Genomic DNA, 23,975 nt, shown 5'->3' with positions numbered 1-23,975 from the left:
CCGGATCTTCCTGCCGATAAATTTCATTAGGCTTAGGCTCTATATGGATTTCTGATAGCTAAAAATATCAAGATCGGATTTTTTTTAGGAAGAGAAACGCGGGTTAAAACGCTTCGTTTTTCGTCGAATGCCTGATGAGATCCAGTATTTTAATCATAGAAGAAAAGGAAGAAGAATACAAATGGATCCGGACTCTATTGGGAGCTATCGAATCCTTTACTCCTAACTGTACACGAGTCTTGAGTTTTCAAGAAGCCTTGCATCGGGCGAAGACCGAATCTTTTGACGTTATACTATTCCAATACGATTCCCAAAAAAGTTTAGAAGATCTGGAGAAGTCTCAGATCCATATACCCTTGATAGTTATAGTAGGAGATCAGGGGTCTAAGGAAGTTCTTAAAAATTCTAAGATCAAATTTACCGATCTATTATTAAAGGAAAGTTTGAATACAGATCTTCTGGACCGTTCTTTGCGTCTAGTATTGCAGACAAGAACTACGGAAGAAAATCTAAATCTTCTTAAGATAGGAATTGAAAGGTCCAAAGATATTTTTCTGATCACGGAAGCTTCTCCTATAGATGAACCTGGACCCAGGATCGTATACGTAAACGGCGCTTTCGAAAGACTGACGGGTTATAAAAGAGAGGAAGTATTAGGAAAAACTCCTAGAATACTTCAAGGACCTAAAACAGATAGAAAAGTCCTCGATAGGATCAGAAAAGCGATTTCGGAAGCCAAACCTTGTTTCGAAGAGATCGTAAATTATGATAAGGATGGAAAAGAATATTGGATCGAGATGGATATCTTTCCCATCGTAAACAATCAAGGTATCGTCACTCACTTGATGGGAATAGAACGAGATATTACGGAAAGACGAAATACCGAGGAAAGAATCAGACATTCCCAAAAGATGGAAGCTGTTGGGCAACTTGCAGGGGGAATGGCGCACGACTTTAATAATTTATTAAACGTAATATTAGCAAATCTAGATCTTCTCGAAATGAAGTTGAAAGATTCCGAAGATCTTATGAAAAGGGTCAGGTCGGCGCAAGACGCAATACAAAGAGGCGTCGAGATCAACAAAAGGCTTCTTGCTTTTTCCAGAAAGCAGGCCTTAAATCCGGAATCATGCGACGTAAACCGGGTATTGAGGGACTTTGTCCCCATTTTGGATCGTATAAAGACCGAAAAAGTAGAAATAGAATATGAGATCGCCGACGAAAAAACGATTTGCGACATAGAAAAGACCGGCCTGGAGAATGCCTTACTCAATCTTGCGTTGAACGCGAGAGATGCCATGCCGGAAGGCGGTAAAATATTTATTTCTACCGGATTTGTCCGAAATGGAGACACAATAGGACCTAAAATTTCCGGTTTGGAAGCGAAGGATTACTTTTTGGTCTCTGTTACCGATACCGGGACAGGCATGGACGATCTTACGAAGGCTCGAATTTTTGATCCTTTTTTTTCGACCAAGGGAGGAGGAAAGGGAACGGGTTTGGGATTGACCATGGTTTACGGTTTTGTAAAACAATCGAACGGTTTTTTAAAAGTGATCACCGCACCGGAATTTGGTTCCAGTTTTCTAATATTTTTGCCGGTGCATAGGCAGGACGAAAGTCAAGATATTCCCGCGACCAAAAGGAAAACCTTGGTCATGGAAGAAAATCGAGAAACTGCCGAATTAGCCTGCGTGTATTTGAGAGAACTGGGTTATGAACCTCATATAAGTTCGGATATGAATCGATTGGCAAAATTTTTCTCCGGCGATCCTGAAATCTCCTTCGTGTTGTTGGATCTCCAACTTGCGGACTCTAAAGGGATCGATCTAAAAAAAGAACTGGAAAGATTCGGTTCGGGAAAACTAATCGCTACCTCTTCGAGCCGCGGAGATAATTCGGAACTCCCGAATTCAGTACCTCTGGTCCGAAAACCGTATACCAAAACCTCATTAAAAGAAGCGGTTCGCAATATCGGAGAAATTCTTCCATGACGGATTCAAGAAATTCTAAAAAACTTCTAATCCTGGATGATGAAGAAGAAATAGCAAAGATCCTAGGAGAGATCGCAGTAGATTGCGGCTTTTCCGTTTCTTTAACTCATACTGCACCCGACTTTTTAGATAAGTTGGATCCTAGTTTTGATTGTGTCATCTTGGATCTAATGATCCCTGGGATGGATGGAGTGGATGTGATCCGTTTTTTGTCGGAAAAAGATGTACATCCCGACGTGATCTTGATCTCAGGAGCTGATAGAAGAACTCTTCATAGCGCGGAAACTTTAGCCGGAGAATACGGATTACATATCGCGGCGGTCATGGAAAAACCGATCCGAGTTTCCGACATCAGAAATATCTTGTCTACGATTGCCGAAAAGGAATCCGATATTTCTTCCCGTACCAAAACGGGTGGAAAAGGAAAATCAGGCCCTACATTCGAGAAGGAAGAAATTTTAGAAGCCGTTCGTTCCGATCAATTCATATTATTTTATCAACCTAAATTCGATCTAAAAACAGGAAGGGTGGAAGGTTTCGAGGCTCTGGTGAGATGGAACCATCCCAAATTAGGATTAGTGTTTCCTGATTCTTTTTTACCATTGATGGAAAAAGAGATCACAATCCTAAATCTAATGACCGAAAAAATCATAGATCTTGCATTGGATGAGAAAAGGATTTGGAATGCTAACGGAAGAAGGCTTCGCGTAGCGGTTAACGTATCTCCTGTAACATTGACCGAACTGGATTTTCCGGAAAGGATCCTTGCTAAAATAAAGAACCAGGGAATCCCCCAAAGCCAATTCCAGATGGAAATTACGGAAACGGGGTTTTTGGAGAACATTCGTTTTACTCAGGACATTTTAACCAGGCTTAGGATCCGCGGAATCGGGCTTTCGATCGACGATTTTGGCACGGGTTATTCTTCCCTGAAACAATTACATAGATTTCCTTTTACGGAATTGAAGATCGATAAATCGTTCGTTATGGATTCTCCCAGGGACAGGGAATCTTTGTTTATTTGTCAGGCTTCCATAGATTTAGGGCATAAATTAGGAATGAATGTCGTAGCAGAAGGCATCGAAACTGCCGAAGTGGAAAGATTGATGAAAGAAGCCGGTTGTGATGTGGGCCAGGGTTATTATTATTCCAGACCTGTCCATCCGGAAAAAATTCCGGAAATTCTTTCCAAATTCGGTTAACAATAGTACTCTTGGTAGAATGTCCTCGGGAAAAAGTAACAAATTATCGGAACAAACGATTCCGGACCAAAATCCCGAAATAAGTAAAGAAACAAAATCGGTATTGGATCATATACCCGACGCAGTCATATTAGCAGACCTAGAATGGAACGTAACGTATGTGAATGAAAAAGCGGAGGAAGTCCTTCGCAGATCAAAGGAAAGCCTGATCGGTAAAAATTTTCTTAGAGATTTTCCAAGGCTGATAGGGACGGATTTCGAGGCTCAATACAAAAAGGCAAAAGAAACCGGAAATTCTTGCACATTCGAAACATTCTTCGAGCCGTTCAACGTATGGATAGAGGTTAGGATCTCTCCGAGACCGGACGGATTTTTAGTATATTATCTGGATATTACCCAAAGGAAAAAGAAAGAGATCTCTTGGGCAATAGGAGAAAGTCTACTTTGGGATATATCCACTTCCGATACTTTGAGTTCAGCCTTCGAAAAAGTACTCAAGACCTTAATTAAAAATACTGCATGGACCTACGGGCAGATTTGGAGATCCAAAGATAAAACGGTTTATATAAACGAAGAAGATCCGTACGTTTACGGTTCCGACCTTCAACTTTTATTCAGAAAAGAATCCATAAACAAGTTTTTCAACATGGGAGAAGGAATACTTAAGAAGGTAAGTGAATCCGGCGAATTATACTTTATTCCGGATCTTGCGGCCGACACCGAATTAAAAAGAAAGGAAGCTGCATTAGCTGCAGGATTTCGTTCTTGGTTGGGAATTCCTATACTTTCTCACGGACGATTTTACGAAATAGAACTTCTTTCGGAAAAAGTTTTAAATCCCGAGGAAGCGTATTTGGATCTACTTGGTGTTGTTTCCAAAAGATTTGCCGAGATAGTGAGTAGAAGGGTTGCCGACGAGGAAAGAAAGGCATTGATAGAACTCTCTTCCGAGATTATCTTGAGTGTGGATTCCGATTGTGTAATCCTAAGAACCAATTCCGCTTTCCAAAGGATCTTAGGATACGAAATAAAACATGTCGTAAATAGAAGTTTGTCGGAATTCCTACATCCTGACGATATAGAATTCACCAAAGAGAAAATTTTCTCAGGTCCCAAGGAAGGATTCGAAAATCGTTATATAACTAAAGATGGAAAAGTATGTTCTCTACGCTGGAATACGATCCGTCTTCCGGACTCGGAAACGATATTTTGTATCGGAAGAGATATCACCGAAGAAAAAGAATGGAACGATTCACTACGACAGTTCCAAAAGCTGGAAGCAGCAGGGGAACTCGCAGGAGGAATGGCTCACGACTTTAATAATCTCCTAAATATTATTTTGGCAAATTTGGATCTTTTGGAGCTAAATCTTAAAGAGACACCTGAACTGTTAAAGCGAGTATTCTCCGCCCAAGATGCAGTTAGAAGGGGAGCCGATCTCAATAGAAGACTATTGGCATTTTCACGTAAACAAGCGTTAAATCCGGAACAGGCGGATGTAAATCATGTGATCTTGGATTTTGCTGATATACTTACTCGGATCCGGAACGATATAGTCAGTATAGAATTCTGCTTGGAAGAATTTCCTTTGATCTGCTCTTTCGAGAAAAATGGACTAGAAAACGCACTTCTAAATCTTTGTCTGAATTCAAGAGACGCAATGCCTCAGGGTGGAAGAATTTTAGTAAGCACAGGATTTTCTCCCGCGGGAAAAGAGCATAGATCCATGATTCCCGGATTCGTGGATATGGAAGACGCATGTGTTATTTCCGTTCGAGATGAAGGTTGCGGAATGGATGCGGCAGTGATAGAAAGACTATTCGAACCGTTCTTTACCACAAAAGAATCCGGAAAAGGGACCGGGCTTGGCATGCCGATGGTTTATGGATTTGTAAAACAATCCAAGGGAATGGTACATGTTCACAGCGAAGTCGACAAAGGGACCTGTATTGAGATTTTTCTTCCTTTGACTCGTAGTCCCGAGATTGTTGGTTTGGATCGAAATGGAAAAATTTTGGTTTTGGAAAAAAACTTAAAAGGCCAGGCCTATCTGACAGCTTTATTGGGAAGATTCGGACTCGATATTTTTTCTGTTTACGATCTGCATGAAGCGAAAACCATTTTAGAAAATTATCCGGAAATGTTTACTATCCTCGTAGAGGAAGAGATCCTGTCTGAAATTTCCGGCTGGAAAAATTTAAAGAGTAATGTTAGGATTATCGTAATTTCAGAATGGAATTCAAAAACGGAATTTGATCCTTCCGTAAAGGTTTTGAAAAGACCTTATACTTGGACTAAGCTGAAAAAAATGTTAACTTAATGAAAATATAAAGTATTTTTACGCCCGCTTTTACGCTTCCGATCAAATTCCCGCTGATCTTAGATATTCCGCTCTTTCTTTTTCGGTATTGAACCGGGACTTCTTGTATCTTGAATTTTTTTCGGATGGCCTTGATTTGCATTTCTAAGTTCCAACCCCAAGTAGGATCTTGGAGATCCAAAGCTAATAAGGATTTCCATCGTACGATACGAAACGGCCCCAGGTCGGTGAATTTTACTCCATAAAAAGTCCGGATCAAAAAACAAGAAAACCGATTGCCGAACTTCTGCAAGAATGACAAGGAACCCGGTTCTGCATTTCCTAAGGTTCTGGAACCTATCACTAGATTTGTATCCGGATCTTGGGAAAATACGAAAAATAGATCCTTTAGGTCGCCAAGATCATCCGATCCATCGGCATCCATAAACACGATAAATTCGGGAGAAATATTTTTCCTTTCAAGATAACGGATCCCGGCCAAACATGCGGAACCATAACCTCTTTTGGGTTCTTGGACTAAAATAACCCCTGCATCGATTGCAATCTGTGGAGTGGAATCTTTAGATCCGTTGTCTAATATCAGCACTTGTTCCGGCAAAATCCCGGATCCGAACAGGGAATCCAAAACCTGAGGAAGAGATCCCTCTTCGTTCAGTGCAGGGATCAAAAATTTAGAATTTGCCCAAGGAGCTTGCAAAAGGTTTATTCCCCTCTTCTATTTTTAGAGATCCTGAAAACTTCTTCAGGCGAATAGATCCTACTTTTTCCCGAGTTTAGATCCACTGCTTCTTTGTGGACTAGGCTGGAAAAAGGGTAATGATTTTCTATTTCCGAGATCTTTTTGCGAAGTTGATAGGATTTAACTTTCTCGCTATTTTTTCTCATGTGTTCCGCATTGGATTCTTTTAGACGAATATGATAAATTTCGAATACGATCTTAGAATAACCTTTTTCGATCCCTGTGAATAGATCCATCCAAACTTTGGTCTCTCCGGGAAGAATACGCGTATCTGCTACTAGTTTAGCCTTCGGATACCATTCCCATTCTTGTCCGAATTTGATCTCCTTGTCGGCGAGAGATCTACCTTCGGGATCCAATATTGAAATTTTCAGAAGTAAAAATCGTTCCGGATCTCCGGTCGGAATATTATGCGCGGCTTTTTCATTTTTCAGAGAAACTGAATATTCTAGATCGTTTCCTTTTTTCTTCCACAGGATCGGTTCTATCGTTAATCCGGACCGATATCCTCCGGGAATCTGTTTTTCATACAGTTCGAATTTTTTAGGAACACCTCCTCCAATAAAGGAATGTTTATGAGAAGTTCGGATCGGAGTGTTTAGTTCCGGTTTCACAAGTTTACGTTGTAATTCTCTCATATGGCAGGAGCCGCAGGCTAACTTTCCGTGGGAGTTTTCCTTTTGCTCCAACTCAATACCCGTATTGAAAGCGCATACCAATTGGTCGTCCAAAATGTAATTTGCGTTATGACAATCTAAACATCTATTCCTCAATTGATCCGGAACGATTTTTACAGGATGGGGAGGTTTGGTTTTGCCGTTAGCACCTAATATGTAAGAGTTCCCATTTTCATCCAAACGAACATGGCAGACTGCACAGGTTACCGCTTCCTCCTTCATCTTCGGGTCGAATTTAGGATTCGGTTCTTCTATTGGAGATCTATAATCTCCGTTATTCAAATAGTCGACTAGAGTTTCTCTCTGGTTCGCAACTGGAGTATGGCAATTCAAACAAAGCCAACGGGGAGAAGAAGGTTTGGAAAGTTCGGACTGGAATTGCAGATCGGAAAGAGCGTTTGCGTGAGTGGATGTTTTCCATTCCGCATAAATTTCTACATGGCATTTTCCGCAATTTTCCGCTCGAACTTCCCCGACTCCGGCAAGAGGAGGAAGGTAGGGTAAAGGTTTAGACCATGGAGCCTGCGAAAACACATCTTCCACAGGGATCGGTTTATCTTTCGGTTTGGTAAAAATACAATAGAATAAACCGGCAGCCAAAGATATCGATAAGATCGATAGGAATATACTTCTTCTTTTATAAGAGAACATTAGTAAAATTTTATCTAGTTACTAAAGGATGGTTTTCATCCCCTTTAGAAGACCATTCCCACATGGAGCCTGCATAATTTTTTGCATTATAACCCAATGAGACCAGAACGGAAGTCATCCATCCGGATCTTACTCCTCCAGTACAATAAGAAATCACTGTCTTATCCTTAGAAATCCCTAATTCATATAATTTCGCGAGGATCTTGGATTCGCTTAATAAATATCCGTCTTTGTCCAAAAATTGTTTATAATAGATCCATTTTGCTCCGGGAAGATGTCCTCCTCTAGACTCTCCGTAGGGAGTTTGTCCTAAAAATTCTCTTTCTTCTCGGGTATCTATAAAAGCGAATTTTTTATCGGAAAGTTGGGATAGGACAAATTTGGAATCTGCTGACCAATTTTTATCATTCGAATCGGAAGAGTTTATTTTGGAAAGAAGTTCCGGACGGATCGGAACAGAGGAATTGGAAGCCTTTTTTAAAGAATTGATCCCTCCGTCCACTATAAAGGCTTTAGAAAAACCTAATGTGCGTAAAGACCAAACGATCCTTCCTTCTTCCCCCCATCCTCCAATAGTATCCCCGAACACCAATACTATTTTGTCCGGATACAAACTTTTCTTACGTAGTAGCTCCTTCGCTTCCGATGCCTCGATTAAATTTCCTTGGTGGGGAAATTCTTTCCGAGAGATCTCCTGCCACCCTAAGGGAATGGATTTAGGTATGCCAGAAAATTTGATCCCTTCTCTTGCATCCACGAACACTGCACCTTGGCCATGTAGATACAATGCTTCGGGTGCACTGATAAACCAGCCTTTAACCCCGGAAAGTTTTTCGGAGGCGAAAAGTGAGGAAGAAAAAAGAAAAACTAAAGCAAAGAAGATCCTGAGCATGTACGTTAATTTGGGATGGATCGATACGCGTGTCAATAAATAATACAAAAAATCTTATATAGCAGAATAATTTTAATATCACAGAAATGAGGCCATGATTTTAATGGGATTTCGCCTTAAATGGGGAATAGAACTTGGAATTTGAAAGGATTCAAGAAAGAGGAAACCGGATTCTAAATCGGACCTATCTGATCTGGATCTTGGCTGCGTTTGCGTATTTTAGCATTTTTCTCTTCTGGGAAAAGAAAAATTTAGGGAGAAGTTTAAATGGAAGTTTGTACATCTTTGGGTTTTGCGGAGTCTGCGCCGTTTACGGATTTTTATTTTTTTCTAAAACTTTCGAAACGTCAGATAGGTTCGGTTTTGTTTTAGGAGTTCTTCTTCGAGGAGTTTTGATCTTATCCACTCCGATCTTCGAAGATGATTGGGCTCGTTATCTTTGGGATGGTTGGATTAGTTCCGAAAAAGGAAGCCCGTATGGGATCAAACCGGAATCATTCTTTGGAGAAATAGATCCGATCAGAACGGAAATACTTTCTAGGATCAATCATCCGGACTGGCCTACCATTTACGGTCCTCTACTCGAGATCTATTTTTATTTAATCCACCTTTTATTTCCTTGGAAGCTCTGGGCGCTGAAACTTTTTCTTTTGGTTCCCGATATTCTTTTATTTTTTTTGATCCGGACGAAATACGGGACTCGATCTTCCGCAATATACTTTTGGAATCCGGTCCTCATAAAAGAGGTCTTTCTGAATGCACATCCGGATATAATAGGGATCTTTTTTTTGTTCTTTTCATTTTATTTAATGGAGAAGTATAAGTTTCGTCTAAGCTTCTTTGTTTGGGGACTTAGCCTGGCAGTAAAAGGATTCGGAATTTTACTTTTTCCTTTTTTATTAAAATGGCATTGGGAAAAAAATCATAACTGGAAAAAAACGGTAATTGATCCGAGTTTAGCGGTTTTAGGAATAGTATTAGCATATTCACCTTTTCTATTCTTTTCCAAGGAGACTGATTTTACGTCTCTGCGCAGCTTTATAGGAAGTTTTACATTCTTTCCTCTGGGTTATAATATCCTTCATGCTACATTCGGAGAATTATCTAGGGCGATTTGGGCGCTTCCTTCCATTTTAAGTACATTGATCTTTTTGAATAAACGATATACTTCCGATTTGGAGAAGGAAGAGAAGATCGGGATCACATTCTTCTTGTTCTTTTACTTCTGTCCTGTGGTCAATGCCTGGTATTTACTTTGGATGTTCCCGTTTTTACTCAGGTTCCCGAGGAACTTTTGGCCTTCTTGGATGTTTTTGTTTTTAGGACAGTTTTCTTATTTGAATTTCGCAAACCTAGGAGATTGGAGATCCGTAGTAGAAAAAGGTTTTTATGTACATCCTGATCTACTTTTGCTCTCTGTTAGTTTTATCTTCTTGCCCATTCTTCTAATCTGGATTCGAGTTCGCTTTTCTTCTAAAATTGCCAATTCTCTTTAGAAAACATCATATTTCAGTTAAATTATAATTTTATTCGTTTTTATAGAATTTTGATTGTTATTTTAAACTATATTTCTAATAAGTTGGAATAATTCTTATTATAACTGTTCGGGATAAACAAAATTCCGTTTCAGTGGGGAGAACCGAGTATGCCGACGATCGATCCGATGGAAAGAGGCCTGATCCAATCCATTGGGACCTTGGTTCGGAAGAGAAGACAAGAGTTAGGTCTTTCACTAGGAAAGCTTGCAGAATTATCTCAAGTGAGCCGAGGAATGTTAAGCTTGGTCGAATCCGGAAAAGCCGCACCTTCCATCGCTTTATTATGGAAAATTTCCAAGGCGATCCGTTTACCTTTGTCCAGTCTTATGGAATTTTCTAAGGAAGAATTTCCTAAAATTTACAGGAAAGAAGACTCCACCGGAAGTTCAGTGGAGGAGAATCAGTACGTGATCCGTCCTCTTCTTCATGAAGAAACTAGATTTCAAACTAGACTATTTGAGATTAGGCTTCTGCCTGGAGTCGCTAAAACGTTTATTACAAAAGTGCAATCCAAACAAAGACAGAATTTATTCCTACAGTCAGGCGCGCTACGTTTGAAAGTGGGAGGTAAATGGTTCGACTTGCAAGAAGGTGACAGCATGACCTTTTTGGGAAAAGATCTGCAAGAGCTTGCAAATTTAGGGGAGAAGGACTCTTATCTGATCTGGTCCTCTTCTCTTTCCGACGACTGAAATAGATTCCTGTTCGCGTTTGTTAATTGCAATTCTTCAGGGGGCTTTGAGTATAATCCGGACGTTTCACTCTAGGAAAAGTTTGTCGGTTAGATGAAGATCCTTAATAACATCCTAGAAAGTTTCTCCAAGCGAAAAAGGCTGATTTTGTCCTTACTGATCGGACTTGTTTCTATTTTTTTCTTAAAGGAAGCCTCATACCTTTTATACAAGACGTCTTCCCAATCTCAGGTGATCAATTCCGGATTTTATTATCTTTCTAAATCCGATCTTTCTACGGAATACGATTCGGATTCCTTTTTATTTCCGTATCATCTCAAAATTTTCGGGATAGATCTTTCTCCGGAAGAGTTCAAAAGATATTGTAAGTTTCTATTATATATTACTTCCGCAATCCTGATTTCCTACGCTTATTATTTTAGAGGAAGTTTTACCGGGGTCTTTTTGGGTTTTTTCTTACTTCTTTCTCCCGTTTATCTTATCCAAAATAATTGGATCGGTTTTGCGGATCATCTTACGTTCTTCTGGTCGGTATTGCTAATTATATTTTTGGATCAGAGAGATCAGTATCCAGGGAAGAAGATCCACTCTTACGTTTTATTTTTCCTTTTTGTGCTGGGATCTTGGACCCATTTTTATCAATTCGTGCCGATTTCTCTTTTCGTTCTATTTTTGTATTTTTGGGAGAAAAAAGAGATAGATCGAGATATATTAAAGGTCTTCTTTTTTGGGATATTCGCTGGAAGAATTTCTTCTTTTCTGATCTTCTATCTCAATGGAATAGAATGGAATGAAAGAAGGTTAGATACCGCGCAGTCCTTGGGTTTTGCGCGTTGGTATTCTATGCACACGAAACATCTTATTCTTACCTTAGTTTCTTTTTGGAACGGTTTGTTATTTTTGTTTTTAGAGAATCTGGCACGTAAAAAGGTATCGATCCTCTTGGTGTGCTTCGGGGCCTTTGTCATTACATTTTTCACTGCAGACAGTACGAGAGTGTTTTCTCATTTATTCTATCCGGCGTGGATCGCTCTTTGGTTGATCCGCTTTCGAAGTGGATTTTCCAAGCGGGATAAATGGATCTTGTGCTTCGGATTGGTTCTTGCATTTGCCTATCTTTTGGTTTTTGATCCTTTCTATAAATGGGGCGGGGACCTGATCTATTTAGGACCTCGTATCTCCTTTTAAAGTGAAATTACATTATAAAAAAATAATTTGTAATTCCTGAATATTCTGCTTAGCGGAAAATAACGCAGCCTAAATTCACAAAAACATTTTTACCTTCCATTTTGTTTCCGATTTTTTAGAGTTTAGTCTGTTTTGTTTAAAAAATTGGTTCTTAGTTATAGTATATTATCTAATTTATTGGAAATTATATTCGTTATAATGAAATAATCTTGGTAATAGCGAAACTCTGTATCGATTTTGTTCTTAGAGTCCGCAGTGGAATAAACATGAGGGAACCCCGAACCGGACCAGCAATGGAGAACAAAATGAAAAATATGCTCATTTATTCGAGCCTCCTGGCAATTGCGCTGGGATTATTCGGGAATTGTGGGGAGGGAACTTCGGATAGTTCCGCACTAGCGTTAGCGGCAATCAGCGGGGGAACTTCAAGTGTAAAAGTTGCCAGCGCTTCCGATCTAGCGATCGAATCTGCGGACGATTATAACGAGAATCGATTCGGTCTAATCACGGCATCTACACTTAGAACTTGGGTAAACGACTGGGCAAACAATAGGCCAGCAGGAATTACCGGAAATTTGGTGATCTTTCAAGCAAACAAAGTGGGAGCGGATTCGAATAAAAGTTTAATCCTTCCTACGACCGGAGTGAAAGTTTTTATCTCCGTTGATGGAAACAACTCAGCGCTTTATTCTTGGAAAACTTTTAGAGAAACCAGATACAACGGTTTGATTTCTATTCCTGGCGGAACTGCAACAACTGGAGGATTCGGAATTATCGGCGGCGCAAGCATCGACGAATGGTTCCAAACTTACGGGGTAGATCCTACTAAGGATCTGATCGTTTTTGCAAGCGGTAACGGAGATAACTACGGATCCATCGGTCACCAACATTATTCGTTAAGATATTGGGGTGTGGCGCACGAACATCTTGCTATCTTGAACGGAACTATTAAAGGTCAATTCCCTGAAGCGGAATTAGGCAATGATACCGACGAGTCTGTTCCTCCTTTGAACGGAACATTCTCGGTGAAACAACTGAAGAATGTGGATAACAGAATCTTAACATTGAGCATCGAAGATACTATCGAGGTAGTGAAGAACAACGGAAACCATAGTGTAAAGGGACTTTCTTCCAGCGTTTTGATCTCCGATAACAGAACTAAAAATAATACCAACACTATTGGCGCGTATACTTCGACTGCTGGATGGCAAGAATACGATGGTGGAGAGAACACAACTGTAACCACTAAAACTTCAGGTGGAGCAGTCGCTTTCGAAGGTCACTTGAAAGGAGCGGTATTCGTTCCTCACTTTAACTTAATTGATCGGGCGTCTTTGGACAACACTTACGCTTATACTACTTCAGCAGCAGGGACTTTTAATACCCTCAAGTTCAAATCCAAAGCGGATGTTAAGGATATTTGGGATACTTACGGAACCACCGGCGGACCTAATGCAGGTGCGCCTGCATATGAAGAAGGCCAAACTATTCTTCAATACTGTAGGACAAATACCAGAACTCAGACGAGCGGTATTTCCACTCTTCTAATCTTGGGACGTCCAACCGTATTCTTGGAAGATGGGTGGAGTATCTTCGGGTTCTTATCAGGTAACTTCCCGGCTGCGAATTTCAACGACGATGTGACTGCTGGGGCTTCTTCTTATCCTTCCGTTCCGGTTAAATTTGCTGCGGACGTTCAAGGTGTGATCGAGTCCGGCGCCAGGGGATCCGGATTAGGCCCGCACTATAACTCCGGTGTAAAAAAATCCACTGTGGATTATTTCCAAATCAACTCTTCGGCTACTACTACCAAAGCGGCCTTTGTGGAAGACTGGAATTACAAAAATCAATAGTCGCGACTTAGATAAAGAGGGTGGGTGAATCTCGCCCTCTTCGATTCCGTAACATAAGAACCGGTCCCAATGGTCCAGGTTTTTTAAACCCGTGATTAAACGCTTATCGATAACCTAAGTTTTTAAGGCGGATTATAAAAAAAAGAGGGAGTTACTGTTTTATGAAAATCTTATATATATATGCGCTCATAGGCGTATTATTTTTCTCTTCTTTGGAAACACTTTTCGCTTCCGGGGGATTCGGAGGAGGTGGAGTGGCCGGTCAGGCGCTTCGCGGAAAGGAAAGAGAGAAGTTCAATCTCGGCAAAGCAATCTATAACGGAGAAGTCGCCTTAGACCCTAAAAAAGAAGATCTCGCAAAATCGCAGAAAAACCGGTTGGAATATCTGCAAGGTTCCTTGCCCAACTCGGAAAAAGGAAGGGTAAACCTGGAGGATTTGGCGGGCAAATTGTCTGAAGAACAGATTTCCGCTTTGGAATTTTTCGTAAGTATCCGCTTCAACCTGAAGTTGGAGGAGAAAAGGGATTAAGCAGGGAATCTTTATATAATGAAATATTTAATTAAGAAGGGAGTTCTCCTTCCCCTTCTATTTTTGGCCCAACCTTTTTTTATTGGGGAATTATTCTCTCAGACGGTTTGGGCTCCTTACCAAAGACAACTATGGGTCCGGACTACCGCGGTGAATTCGGTCTACGATTCCGCATACGTGGGTAAATACCATACCACTTACGACGACGATGTCCGTATCAATGTGGGCGCTCTTGCGTTCGAGTATGGGATCACTGACAGACTGACTATGGATTTGCAGACAGGTTTCGGTAAATTGGGAAGAACCCAATTAATAGACCGTTATTTCGGGACCTTAACTTCACCTGAACAACCGGACAAATACGGGATCATTGATTCGAGAGCGGGTTTACGCTACAAGATTTTGGATGAATATGATTTCGATTCTATCTGGATCCCTACAATAAGCGTAAGGGTTGGTGGGATTAAAAAGGGAGATTATGATAGAAATCCTCAGGCTTTAGGAGATGGATCGAACGGTGCAGAGGTAAATATCTATCTGGGAAAAGACTTCAACATTTGGGGAGTCGGCGCTTTGGGTGAATGGAGTTATCGGAAAAGGGAAAAACCGGTACCGGATGATATTCTTTATTTCGGAGCGCTGTACAAACGTTTTTTCGATTCTTTTATCTTCATTGTTGGAAGCAGAGGACAGATCGGACAAGGAGGATATGCTTTCGCCGATCCAAGAGGAACTCCTCCTTTAAACTTGATCCAGTTGGATCCGCCTTCTATTGCTCCTTTCGGGCAGGATTGGTACAATTATTACCTAGAGCACGAAAGGCCTGCTTGGGGAAGAAAGGAAGTATATCATAACGTGGAAGTAAGTTTGGGGTATACGGATAAGTACGGGAATTATTATAACTTCTTCTATTCTCATACATATTCCGGATACAACACCGCAATCTTAAAGACCTTCGGGTTCTTGATCAATTTTCCGTTTAACTTGTGATCGGAGGGAATATGTTCGATTTTAATATTAGAAAATTAGGAATTCGTGTTTTACTAATCCCTTTTCTTGGATACTGCGGTGCGCCGGAGTATATCACTCCATATCAGAAGCTTGCTTTGGTGCAACCTGTGCAGGTTTTCGGGACTTCTCAACTTTTGTCGGTATCCGACGACGATTATAATAATAATTCGTACGGACTCATCACTGCGTCCACTTTGGAATTTTGGCGATCGAATTGGGCTGCGAATCATCCTTCTGCGATCAGCGGAAGGCTCATCATCTTTCAGATCAGCAGCGGATCTCTTTCCGGTTCTTATGTAAGACCCGAGGCTGGTGTGAGAGTGTATGGGATCAGTTCAAGTTCTACGGATTATACTTTTTTTGGACAGACCAGATTTAACGGTCTGATGGATACGGAGACAATCGTTCCGGAGGGCAAGAATATCGACGCATTCTTAAAACGTTTCGGAGCCAATCCGGCAACGGATCTGATCGTCCTTGCACAAGATGTTCCGAGTGACGGAAATTTGATGCTGACCCTTCGATCTTGGTATACAATGTATTATTGGGGAGTGGAAAAAAATCATCTTGCCGTTTTGAACGGAGCGATTTCCGCAAAGATCGTAGCTTCCGAGCTTACCGGCGGGTCTTCCTACACTGTTCCTACAACTAGCGGGGCGGGTAATCTAGGAGGTTTGTATCGGGATCACACGATCTTGCAGGCTACATTAGCGGATGTTTTTAATGCGGTCCAAGGGATTACAAATCCGACTTTCGAAAGTTCCACACCTGCGCCCGAAGGAGGAAGTTTTATTTTAGATGCAAGGACTGCCGCGGAATACGATGGTTCCGGAACAACAATTGGAGCTTCTACTTATACTTGCGCGGATACCCCTAGTTGTTATACACCTTTCGAAGGCCATATTAAGGGAGCAAAGAACATTCCTTTCGCGAACTTTATCAATGCGAACAAGGAGTTCCTACCGAAATCGGATCTTCAAAACCTTCTCTCTACGAATGGATATACGAACGGACAGACGATAATTGCGTATTGCAGAACGAACGTAAGATCTTCCATCACCGGATTTGCCACGCTTGCGATCCTTGGATATCCGACCAGATTTTATGACGGCTCTTGGGTAGAATGGGGATCACTTGCTTACGATCCCAGCGCTGCTTGGTCCAATCTAAGCGCGGTATCTCCTTGGAGAACGGACAGATCCGCTGTTACTGAATCGATTACGTATAACGTAGGAAAATCGGGAATAGACGCATCCAATATTTCTAATTTAGGTAATTATTTCACACCGGACCGAAATTTTGCGAAAGGTACGAACGATATCATAGACCAGGATAAAAAATATCTTTCAGGTTCTGCTTCCTCCGGCGGCGGAGGAGGTGGTTCAGGAGGCGGTGGTGGGGGAAATCCTTGCGGAGGATAACCTCTTTATTCTTCCTGGCTGCATTTATTGCGGCGGCCTTCTTCTTTTTGTATTGTAAAGAAGAAGGGTTTCACCAAAGGCATTGGGCATTCCCCCTCGAATCCCAAGGCTCGCTTTCAGTAGATCCGAACCCGGCCTCTTGCGGGAGTTGCCATTTACAACAGTTCGGTTCATGGAAGTCGGCACTTCACTCCCGGGCCGTTGGCCCGGGCTTTCTTTGGCAATTACCTCGGATCGGAAAACACGGATCCGAAAATTGTATGAATTGCCATAGCCCAAATCCGGAAACCAAAAACATCTTACTTTCTCGTTTAGGTTGGGGAGAAGTATCCGATCCAGCTTGGAAACCGGGAAGTGAAGAAAACGGAGTCCAATGCGTAAGTTGCCATCTCCGAAAAGGAAAAATATACGGACCGTTTCCCAAAGACTGGGCTAAGGATAGAATATTCCAAAATTCGAATATTCCTCACCAAGGTTTTCTTCCCCAAAAGGAATTCGAAGAGTCCGAATTTTGTAAGAACTGCCATCAATCTCCCGATACCGCAAAACAGGTAAACGGAAAGTTTCTGATGGATACCTACGATCAATGGAGAAGGTCTGGATTTGCAGATTCTAACGTGCAATGCCAGAACTGCCATATGCCGGACAGAAAGCACGAATGGAAAGGTATCTCCGACGCTGAAATGGTAAAACGTGGGGTCCAAACTTCTTTACAAGTACTCCCAAAAGAAGAAGAAGCCGAAATTATTTCCGAACTCAAAAACTCCGGTGTAGGGCATTCATTTCCCAGTTATTCGGTCCCAAAAGTATATTTAGAAGTTTGGACAGAATCCCTCACTGGAAAAAGAAAAAAGATCTCCGAGAAAACATTAGGCTGGATGTTGGATTTAGAATTGCAGAAAGAAATTTTCGATACAAGACTTTCTCCGGGAGAATCCGCTCTTCTTCGTGTCCAAATATCAAAAGAAGAATTTTCCAAAATCAAACGGGTCGAATTCATCGTTACAGTAGATCCGAAAGAATATTATAAAAGAATGTTTCAGGATAATTGGAACTACAGAGATACATTTCCAGAAGATACAAAACTTTGGGTTTTGCCGAATTTAAAAAAGGCATTAGAAGAAGCAAACGCTGCAAAATACGAATTGGCTCGTCTCGAATGGAAAAAATAAACGCAGGGATATTCGCACGCAGAGACGCAAAGACCGCTAAGGATTTTTTTCGCACGGAGTGCACGGAGATCACAGAGGGGTGGTGAGGAGTGTAGGAGTTCCAACACGCGATAGTTAAGTTGGATGTTGGAATTCCTACATTGCGTATCTTCTTTTCTTTGCGGCTTTGCGTGAAAAATAAACACTCCGTGCTCTCTGTGTTCTCTGTGCGAAACAGCAAAAAACTAGTTTCCGAATCTACCGCAGATCCCCAAAATCATCCCGAGTATGGCATCTATATTAGAAGAACCGGAATTCCCAAAATTAATAAGTGCATATAGAGAAGCCTTAAAACGGAGATATTCCAAAAACAATCTATCTAAGTATCCAAAGTTCTCTTCCATCCCGGAGGAGAAAGTGGATCTTTTAGTACGCTACTTTCTGGAACTGCTATACCCGGAATACGCGGGTAGGAAGAAATTAGACGGTGCGTTCGAATCCTTGGCGGGATTTGTACATTCTCCGCCAAAAGTATTCGGGCTTTTAGGCTCTTTGAGTATAGCCGTATTCAAACTGGGTCGCCATTTAAAGTCAGCATTCCAAGCCGGATTTGCAGCATTACATTCTTATGTAACCGCTCACAGATTCGAAGAGATCATGTTTTCGAAAGCAAAAGAATTATTAAAAGAAGGGAAGGATCTCACGAATAAATCAGTCTTTGATCAGGTTCTTGCTTCGGTTTCTAAAAAAGACGCGGACCAATTTCGGGAAGATATTTTAAGATTATTCGCCACACTTTCGGATAAGGAACTTCTTTCTAAGATCAAACAACTCATGGATGCAGTCGTTAATACGATGAAGTCCAAAACGAAAACATATACGCAGCAAGAAGTAGAAGGTATTATGCTCGGAGCAGGTATCCTCACAAAGGGAGAAGAACTATTTTCCGGGATGACTCGAGAGGAAATGGATTTAATCTTAGAAGCGATCGACCAAGTGGAGAAGGATGCCTTTGAGGAAGCAATCGCTACTGTAAGCGGTACATAACCCGTGCCGACGGTCGGAGTCGAACCGACACGGGGTTGCCCCCGCTGGATTTTGAATCCAGTGCGTCTACCAATTCCACCACATCGGCGGGTTTTATAATTCCTTATTGGATCAGGAATCGAGTTCGATGTATTTGCCCTTACCGCGGGCAACAATCTTACCGATCTCGTTCTCGATTTCGGCTCTGTTTTCGATCACTTTTTTGTTCTTTTTAACAAACCAGCCACGTAAATGCAGAGGTTGATTTACTTGGGCAGGTTGCAAGAAGCGGATCGTCAACTCGCCGGTTGTTGTTTTAAAATTCATCGCCTCATTGATTTTGGCCATGATTTCGTCCAAAATAGTGGCGATGATTCCGGGATGGATCACGTCCGGAGACCCTTGGAACTTTTCAGGAACCGTGTAGTCGCCGTAAGCGGTTTTTGTGTCCTCATCAAAGGTGATCTTTAATTGAAGACCGTCCGGATTATCAGGACTAGACCCGAAGCTCAGGTTTTCCCGAACCGTTGATTTCATATATGTCAAGTTATTACTTAACATTCATGGTGTCAATCGGAAAAAAGCTATTGGGTCCCGTTTAAGAACGACGTAATGTTCTGTCGAAAATACTAGGTAAGATTTTTTCTAATGACGGCCCTTCTTTTATTACTAGGACTTCTTTCTGCGGGAGCAGGAGCATACACTTTATTCAGAGATCCGAATAGATCTTCCGGAAGTCCTACGCCTTCTCCTGGAGGCGGTGCTGCGAGTGGAGGAGGTGGTCCCGGCTCTGGCTCCTCCGGTGGGGGAAGTCCTGCTCCGGCTGATCGCGGTAAACTAGTCAATGTAGGAGACCAAGATTCTTCCTCTTCTCCGACTTCCTCATCACCACAAAGAGGTGGCGGTCGGGAAGAAGCGGAAAAACCTAAGGAAGAATGGAGTCCTCCTTCCGGAAGCGGCGAAAAACCGAACTATCCAGGATTAAAGAAGAAGGAAAAATTACAACTTCCTCATGCAACCGACGATATCATTCGGAATAATTCTCGTTATGCTCATCATCGAAGACCTTTGCTTCATTCGGAAGCATTGGTGGATAAGGAGAACTTTTTAGGCGCATTAGAAATATTAAAAAGAACTAATGCTCGAATTCCTGATGCGGATATTAACGAGAAAATAGACAATAATATCCAAGCGATCGAAGATCATCTAAGTTCTCCTCCGGAAGAAGAGACGTACACTCCGGATGATCCGAATTATACCGGACCACCGATTCCCATGGGGGATCTGGTCAAAGCGATCAAGGATATCAGCCAGGCATTAGGAAATAATCTTTCCCAGGGATTTGCTAATCCGATCCAGATCCAAGCTCCTCCCGGAATGGAGGTCCCGAAACTTCCTGCGGAATTACCGCCGGGGCCGGTATCTTATCAAATTATTTCTTATGCCCCTTCTTCCGGGCCGATGCCTCCGCCTCCACCCGGAGCGCCTATTTCTTATAGTGCGGGAGTTCCTTCCCCTCCAGGAGGATTTCCTCCTGGGCCTGGCGGTCCTCCTCCAAGCGGTGGTCCGGGTCCTGTAGGCCCGGAAGATTTTGCTCCTTCCGAACCTTCTCCGAAACCGAAAGACCAAGAACACCTAAATCCGAATGAGATGGATCTTCCGGAAGATACGTTCTTCACGGATGAATGGGATAAGTTTAAAGACCTTCCTCTTGTGGATAGAAGGACGGGAGAAGACCGTCGCTCCCAAGCAGATAGAAGAGGTGGAGAAGGTTCTCGTAAGGATAGAAGAGGGGAACAAGATAGAAGGAAAGAAGATCTTTTCCAAGAGAGAGATGATTATCTCAAGAAGAAGGCGGAGGAAAAACGCCAAGAAAGAGAAGAGCAAGCATTAGAAGAACCTTTACCTCAGGATTGGCCAAGACCTGAATATCCTCTTTCCGATCAGATCCCAGGTTATGCAGCACCTGTACTTCCTCAGATCGATCTTGTTCCGATCCGTTTACCCGATCCGGAAGATAAAGTTTTACGAGGGGAGCCTGAAGGAACTCCTCAAGCTGCACCAGCACCGGCTCCCAGTGGAGAAGCTGCTTCTGCGCCAGGTCCAGTAGAATTACCGAAAATAGATCTTCCCGATCCTGTGGATGAAACGAAACGGGAAGAATATACACCTGAAATTCCTCCACTCGCGGGACCTGGGGCTCCGAGTTCCGCACCGGCTCCTTCTCCTAGCGCGGAAGAAGCTCCCGAAATTGAAGTACTGGATGGAGGCCTGGAACCTTTAGACCAAGATCGTCCGGAAGGCCCAAGCGGAGGACAGGACGACGAGCCTAAGATGATCCACGGTATTCTGGAGTTAAAACCTCCGGAAGTGGACGATGCTCCGTTCTTGACCTTGACCTATGATTTCGGGAAGATACCTCATTCATTTAAACTTTCTAAGAATTACAGTATTATGGAATACTCATATTATAAGTATAAACCTATGCTGATCAAGGCCCAGGAATTCGCCCGCCGCAAAATGTTGAAAAATGCTCTGAACTATTATCGTGTGATCAAATCCCAGAACATCCCTCCCGAACTTAGAAAGATGATCAATCGCAACATCAAGGACATCACAGAGTTCATGGAAAAATATCTAATGGCCAAGGGGTAAGGTTCACAGAGACTACGGAGCACACGGAGCTAAGAACAGAATACGGGAATCGCTTTCATTTAAAGCCCCTTAGTGTTCTCTGTGATCTCCGTGCGAAAAAACTTATTAAACCTGAAATTCTGTCTGAAAACTGCGATTGGTTGAAATATTTCGTTTTTCAGAAAAAAAGAAAAACTGCTTTCCTTCCTGGCTGTCTAAATTTAGAATGATTCTAAATAGGAGAGAGCAAAATGCCTCAAGTTACTTCACTCGCACCGGACTTTAAAGCAGAAGCCGTTATCGGTCAGCAAATCAAGGAAATCAAACTTTCCGACTATAAAGGAAAGTGGGTTGTTCTATTCTTCTGGCCCCTCGACTTCACTTTCGTTTGCCCAACTGAGATCATCGAGTACGATGCAAAATTGGACGAATTCAAAAAAATCGGAGCGGAAGTTCTAGGAGTTTCCGTGGACAGCGCTTTTACTCACCTTGCATGGAAAAACACACCTCGTAAACAAGGCGGATTGGGAGATATCAAGTATCCTCTAATTGCTGACATAACGAAGTCAATCGCAAGAGATTACGGAGTTCTTACCGAAGGCGGAGTCGCGCTTCGAGGTACCTTTGTGATCGATCCTGCCGGAGTGATCCGTCAGTCTACCATCAACGACCTTCCTGTAGGAAGAAACATTGATGAAGCGATCCGTTTGGTGAAAGCTTTCCAATACGTGGAAAAACACGGCGAAGTTTGCCCTGCAAACTGGGACGAAGGCAAAAAAACCATGAAAGCGGATCCGGAAAAGTCCAAAGAATACTTCTCCGCGGTAAACTAATCCAATATTTACGGAAAATCCGGTCGTATCGGCCGGATTCTCCTTTCTTAGAATTTCTCCTGGTCCAAGCGACCATATCCTTAAAATCTGGTTATAATAGCTCGCAGCTGGCAAAACTCGCCTTTTAGACTTTCGGAAAGGGTTGCATCTTTCTTTTTAAAGTCTAAGATATGGGAGAACAATATTATGGCACAAGCACTTGAGATCATATCCGACGAAGACAGATATTATCGTGCGGATAATTTTCCCAAAGGACTTACACGCAAGGTGGTGGAGTCCATCTCCCATATCAAAAATGAGCCTGCTTGGCTGACCGAGTTCCGTCTAGAGGCATTTAAAGTTTTTGAAAGTAAACCTATGCCTAGTTGGGGATTTTTTCCCAACTTCAAAGTGGATATAGACGAGTATGTGCATTATATAGGCGCAAATCATAAAAAGAAAAAATCCTGGGACGAAGTGGATCCGGAAGTATTAAAAAGTTTTGAAAGACTTGGGATCCCCGAACACGAAAGAAAATACCTGGCAGGGATCGAGGCCATGGAAGATTCCGAGACTGTTTACGCTAACGTCAAAAAGGAACTTACCGATCTAGGAATTATTTTCTGCGATATAGATACTGCGATCCGCGAATATCCTGAGATCGTTCGCAAATATATCGGGACTGTAGTCTCTATCGGAGATAATAAATTCTCCGCATTGAACTCGGCGGTCTTTTCGGGAGGATCTTTCGCATACGTTCCAAAAGGCGTGAAAACTCCTATGCCTTTGCAGGCTTATTTCAAAGTGACTGCAGCTTCTTCGGGACAATATGAAAGAACTCTTTTGATCGCAGAAGACGGAGCGGAGTTGGAATATTCGGAAGGATGTTCTTCCGTCCAAGATAAAGGCACAAATTTCCATACCGCAGTGGTGGAATTGATCGCTCATAAGAATTCCAAAATATTCTACACTACCATCCAGAACTGGAAAAAGAATATGTACAATTGGACTGTGAAACGCGGTCTTTGTCATGAGGCGGCTCATATCACCTGGACGGATGTGAATATTGGAGCAAATACGATCAAGTATCCTGGTATCGTATTACAAGGGGATAATTCTACGGGAGATATTCTCTCCTTGGCTTTTGCAGGTTCCGGTCAGATCCAAGATACCGGCGCAAGGATCATTCACGTTGGTAAAAACACTCGCAGTAATATTCTGGCAAAAGGTGTTTCCTTGGATGGTGGGATCAACTCTTATAGAGGTCTTGTAAAATTCACAACAGGCTCTTCTAACGCATATAGCCATGTGAAATGTGACGGCCTAATGATGGACGATCGTTCGCAATCCCATGCCTATCCTTATAACGATGTGAGCGGGCAGAACGGTACTTTGAACTATGAGGCGACCGTTTCTCGTATCGACGAGGACCAACTCTTCTATCTTCAATCCAGAGGACTTTCGGAAGACGACGCAAAACTGCTTATCATCAACGGTTTTTGTGAGGGTGTAACCAAACACTTAAACGTGGAATATTCCGTGGAGATGACTCGGCTAATCAGAATGATCCTGGAAGACGGAAAAGTTATTTCCGAACATTCGGATTCTGCCGTTTCCTGACCGGAAAAAAGCTGGTATTCCTTC

At 42.2% G+C, this 23,975-nt stretch carries 19 protein-coding genes and 1 tRNA gene; 15 read left to right on the top strand and 5 right to left on the bottom strand.

Annotated elements, in window-relative coordinates; all coding sequences use genetic code 11:
- The first annotated feature begins 134 nt into the window (after window positions 1–134).
- The 3 genes from AB3N61_RS12600 to AB3N61_RS12590 are packed head-to-tail and all read left to right on the top strand — an operon-like array spanning window position 135 to window position 5,516.
- Window positions 135–1,994 carry a PAS domain S-box protein gene (locus AB3N61_RS12600; RefSeq protein WP_367897759.1) on the top strand — a complete coding sequence of 620 codons (1,860 nt, stop codon included), beginning with the start codon at window positions 135–137 and terminating at the stop codon, window positions 1,992–1,994.
- Window positions 1,991–3,196 (top strand): EAL domain-containing protein, encoded by a 1,206-nt coding sequence (locus AB3N61_RS12595; RefSeq protein ID WP_367897758.1) that lies wholly within the window; start codon window positions 1,991–1,993, stop codon window positions 3,194–3,196. Before AB3N61_RS12600 ends, AB3N61_RS12595 begins: the two co-directional genes overlap by 4 nt.
- A 19-nt stretch (window positions 3,197–3,215) precedes the next feature.
- Entirely contained in the window at window positions 3,216–5,516 is a 2,301-nt protein-coding gene (locus AB3N61_RS12590; RefSeq protein ID WP_367897757.1) for a PAS domain S-box protein, read from the top strand.
- On the opposite strand, the gene AB3N61_RS12585 is transcribed toward AB3N61_RS12590, so the two are convergent.
- From AB3N61_RS12585 to AB3N61_RS12575, 3 genes are read right to left on the bottom strand one after another with little or no spacing between them, the layout of a single operon-like run.
- Window positions 5,491–6,213 carry a glycosyltransferase family 2 protein gene (locus AB3N61_RS12585; protein WP_367897756.1) on the bottom strand — a complete coding sequence of 241 codons (723 nt, stop codon included), beginning with the start codon at window positions 6,211–6,213 and terminating at the stop codon, window positions 5,491–5,493. The genes AB3N61_RS12590 and AB3N61_RS12585 overlap by 26 nt on opposite strands.
- Window positions 6,214–6,218: 5 nt before the next feature.
- On the bottom strand, window positions 6,219–7,583 hold the full coding sequence (locus AB3N61_RS12580) for a multiheme c-type cytochrome (RefSeq protein ID WP_367897755.1): 1,365 nt from the start codon (window positions 7,581–7,583) through the stop codon (window positions 6,219–6,221).
- Window positions 7,584–7,593: 10 nt separating this feature from the next.
- On the bottom strand, window positions 7,594–8,475 hold the full coding sequence (locus AB3N61_RS12575) for a sulfurtransferase (protein ID WP_367899099.1): 882 nt from the start codon (window positions 8,473–8,475) through the stop codon (window positions 7,594–7,596).
- Window positions 8,476–8,609: 134 nt separating this feature from the next.
- Between AB3N61_RS12575 and AB3N61_RS12570 the strand changes: the two genes are divergently transcribed.
- From AB3N61_RS12570 to AB3N61_RS12530, 9 genes are all read left to right on the top strand, one after another.
- Window positions 8,610–9,971, top strand: coding sequence for a hypothetical protein (locus AB3N61_RS12570; protein ID WP_367897754.1), 1,362 nt, complete (start codon window positions 8,610–8,612; stop codon window positions 9,969–9,971).
- A gap of 149 nt (window positions 9,972–10,120) precedes the next feature.
- Window positions 10,121–10,705, top strand: coding sequence for a helix-turn-helix domain-containing protein (locus AB3N61_RS12565; RefSeq protein WP_020768830.1), 585 nt, complete (start codon window positions 10,121–10,123; stop codon window positions 10,703–10,705).
- A 93-nt stretch (window positions 10,706–10,798) separates the two neighbouring features.
- Window positions 10,799–11,893, top strand: a complete 1,095-nt coding sequence (locus tag AB3N61_RS12560) for a hypothetical protein (RefSeq protein ID WP_367897753.1) — start codon at window positions 10,799–10,801, stop codon at window positions 11,891–11,893.
- Window positions 11,894–12,198: 305 nt separating this feature from the next.
- Window positions 12,199–13,746, top strand: a complete 1,548-nt coding sequence (locus tag AB3N61_RS12555; RefSeq protein ID WP_367897752.1) for a sulfurtransferase — start codon at window positions 12,199–12,201, stop codon at window positions 13,744–13,746.
- Between the two features lie 161 nt (window positions 13,747–13,907).
- Window positions 13,908–14,276: a hypothetical protein gene (locus AB3N61_RS12550; RefSeq protein ID WP_020768958.1), complete on the top strand. Its 369-nt coding sequence runs from the start codon at window positions 13,908–13,910 to the stop codon at window positions 14,274–14,276.
- An 18-nt stretch (window positions 14,277–14,294) separates the two neighbouring features.
- Window positions 14,295–15,266 carry a hypothetical protein gene (locus AB3N61_RS12545; protein ID WP_367897751.1) on the top strand — a complete coding sequence of 324 codons (972 nt, stop codon included), beginning with the start codon at window positions 14,295–14,297 and terminating at the stop codon, window positions 15,264–15,266.
- 11 nt (window positions 15,267–15,277) lie between these two features.
- Window positions 15,278–16,708 carry a sulfurtransferase gene (locus AB3N61_RS12540; protein ID WP_367897750.1) on the top strand — a complete coding sequence of 477 codons (1,431 nt, stop codon included), beginning with the start codon at window positions 15,278–15,280 and terminating at the stop codon, window positions 16,706–16,708.
- 260 nt (window positions 16,709–16,968) lie between these two features.
- Entirely contained in the window at window positions 16,969–17,880 is a 912-nt protein-coding gene (locus tag AB3N61_RS12535; protein ID WP_412758374.1) for a cytochrome C554 and C-prime, read from the top strand.
- A gap of 267 nt (window positions 17,881–18,147) precedes the next feature.
- Complete coding sequence (locus AB3N61_RS12530; RefSeq protein WP_367897748.1) at window positions 18,148–18,906, top strand: hypothetical protein; 759 nt, start codon at window positions 18,148–18,150, stop codon at window positions 18,904–18,906.
- A gap of 4 nt (window positions 18,907–18,910) precedes the next feature.
- On the opposite strand, the gene AB3N61_RS12525 is transcribed toward AB3N61_RS12530, so the two are convergent.
- A tRNA-Leu gene (locus AB3N61_RS12525) sits at window positions 18,911–18,994 on the bottom strand.
- Window positions 18,995–19,017: 23 nt separating this feature from the next.
- Window positions 19,018–19,422, bottom strand: coding sequence for a PaaI family thioesterase (locus AB3N61_RS12520; RefSeq protein WP_008595600.1), 405 nt, complete (start codon window positions 19,420–19,422; stop codon window positions 19,018–19,020).
- 111 nt (window positions 19,423–19,533) lie between these two features.
- Here AB3N61_RS12520 and AB3N61_RS12515 point away from each other — a divergent pair, with 111 nt between their 5' ends.
- The 3 genes from AB3N61_RS12515 to sufB all read left to right on the top strand — a co-directional run bounded on the left by AB3N61_RS12515 (window position 19,534) and on the right by sufB (window position 23,951).
- On the top strand, window positions 19,534–21,540 hold the full coding sequence (locus AB3N61_RS12515) for a hypothetical protein (protein ID WP_367897747.1): 2,007 nt from the start codon (window positions 19,534–19,536) through the stop codon (window positions 21,538–21,540).
- Window positions 21,541–21,770: 230 nt separating this feature from the next.
- The gene (locus AB3N61_RS12510) at window positions 21,771–22,352 is read left to right on the top strand and encodes a peroxiredoxin (protein ID WP_020768941.1); all 582 of its coding nucleotides are present in this window, start codon (window positions 21,771–21,773) and stop codon (window positions 22,350–22,352) included.
- Window positions 22,353–22,538: 186 nt separating this feature from the next.
- Window positions 22,539–23,951 (top strand): Fe-S cluster assembly protein SufB, encoded by a 1,413-nt coding sequence (gene sufB, locus AB3N61_RS12505; RefSeq protein WP_020768788.1) that lies wholly within the window; start codon window positions 22,539–22,541, stop codon window positions 23,949–23,951.
- Window positions 23,952–23,975 lie beyond the last annotated feature (24 nt).

The organism is Leptospira sp. WS58.C1, assembly GCF_040833995.1.
GTDB classification, from domain to species: domain Bacteria; phylum Spirochaetota; class Leptospiria; order Leptospirales; family Leptospiraceae; genus Leptospira_B; species Leptospira_B cinconiae.
Note: the sequence above shows the minus strand (reverse complement) of the source record. Positions and strands in the feature narration are given on the sequence as shown.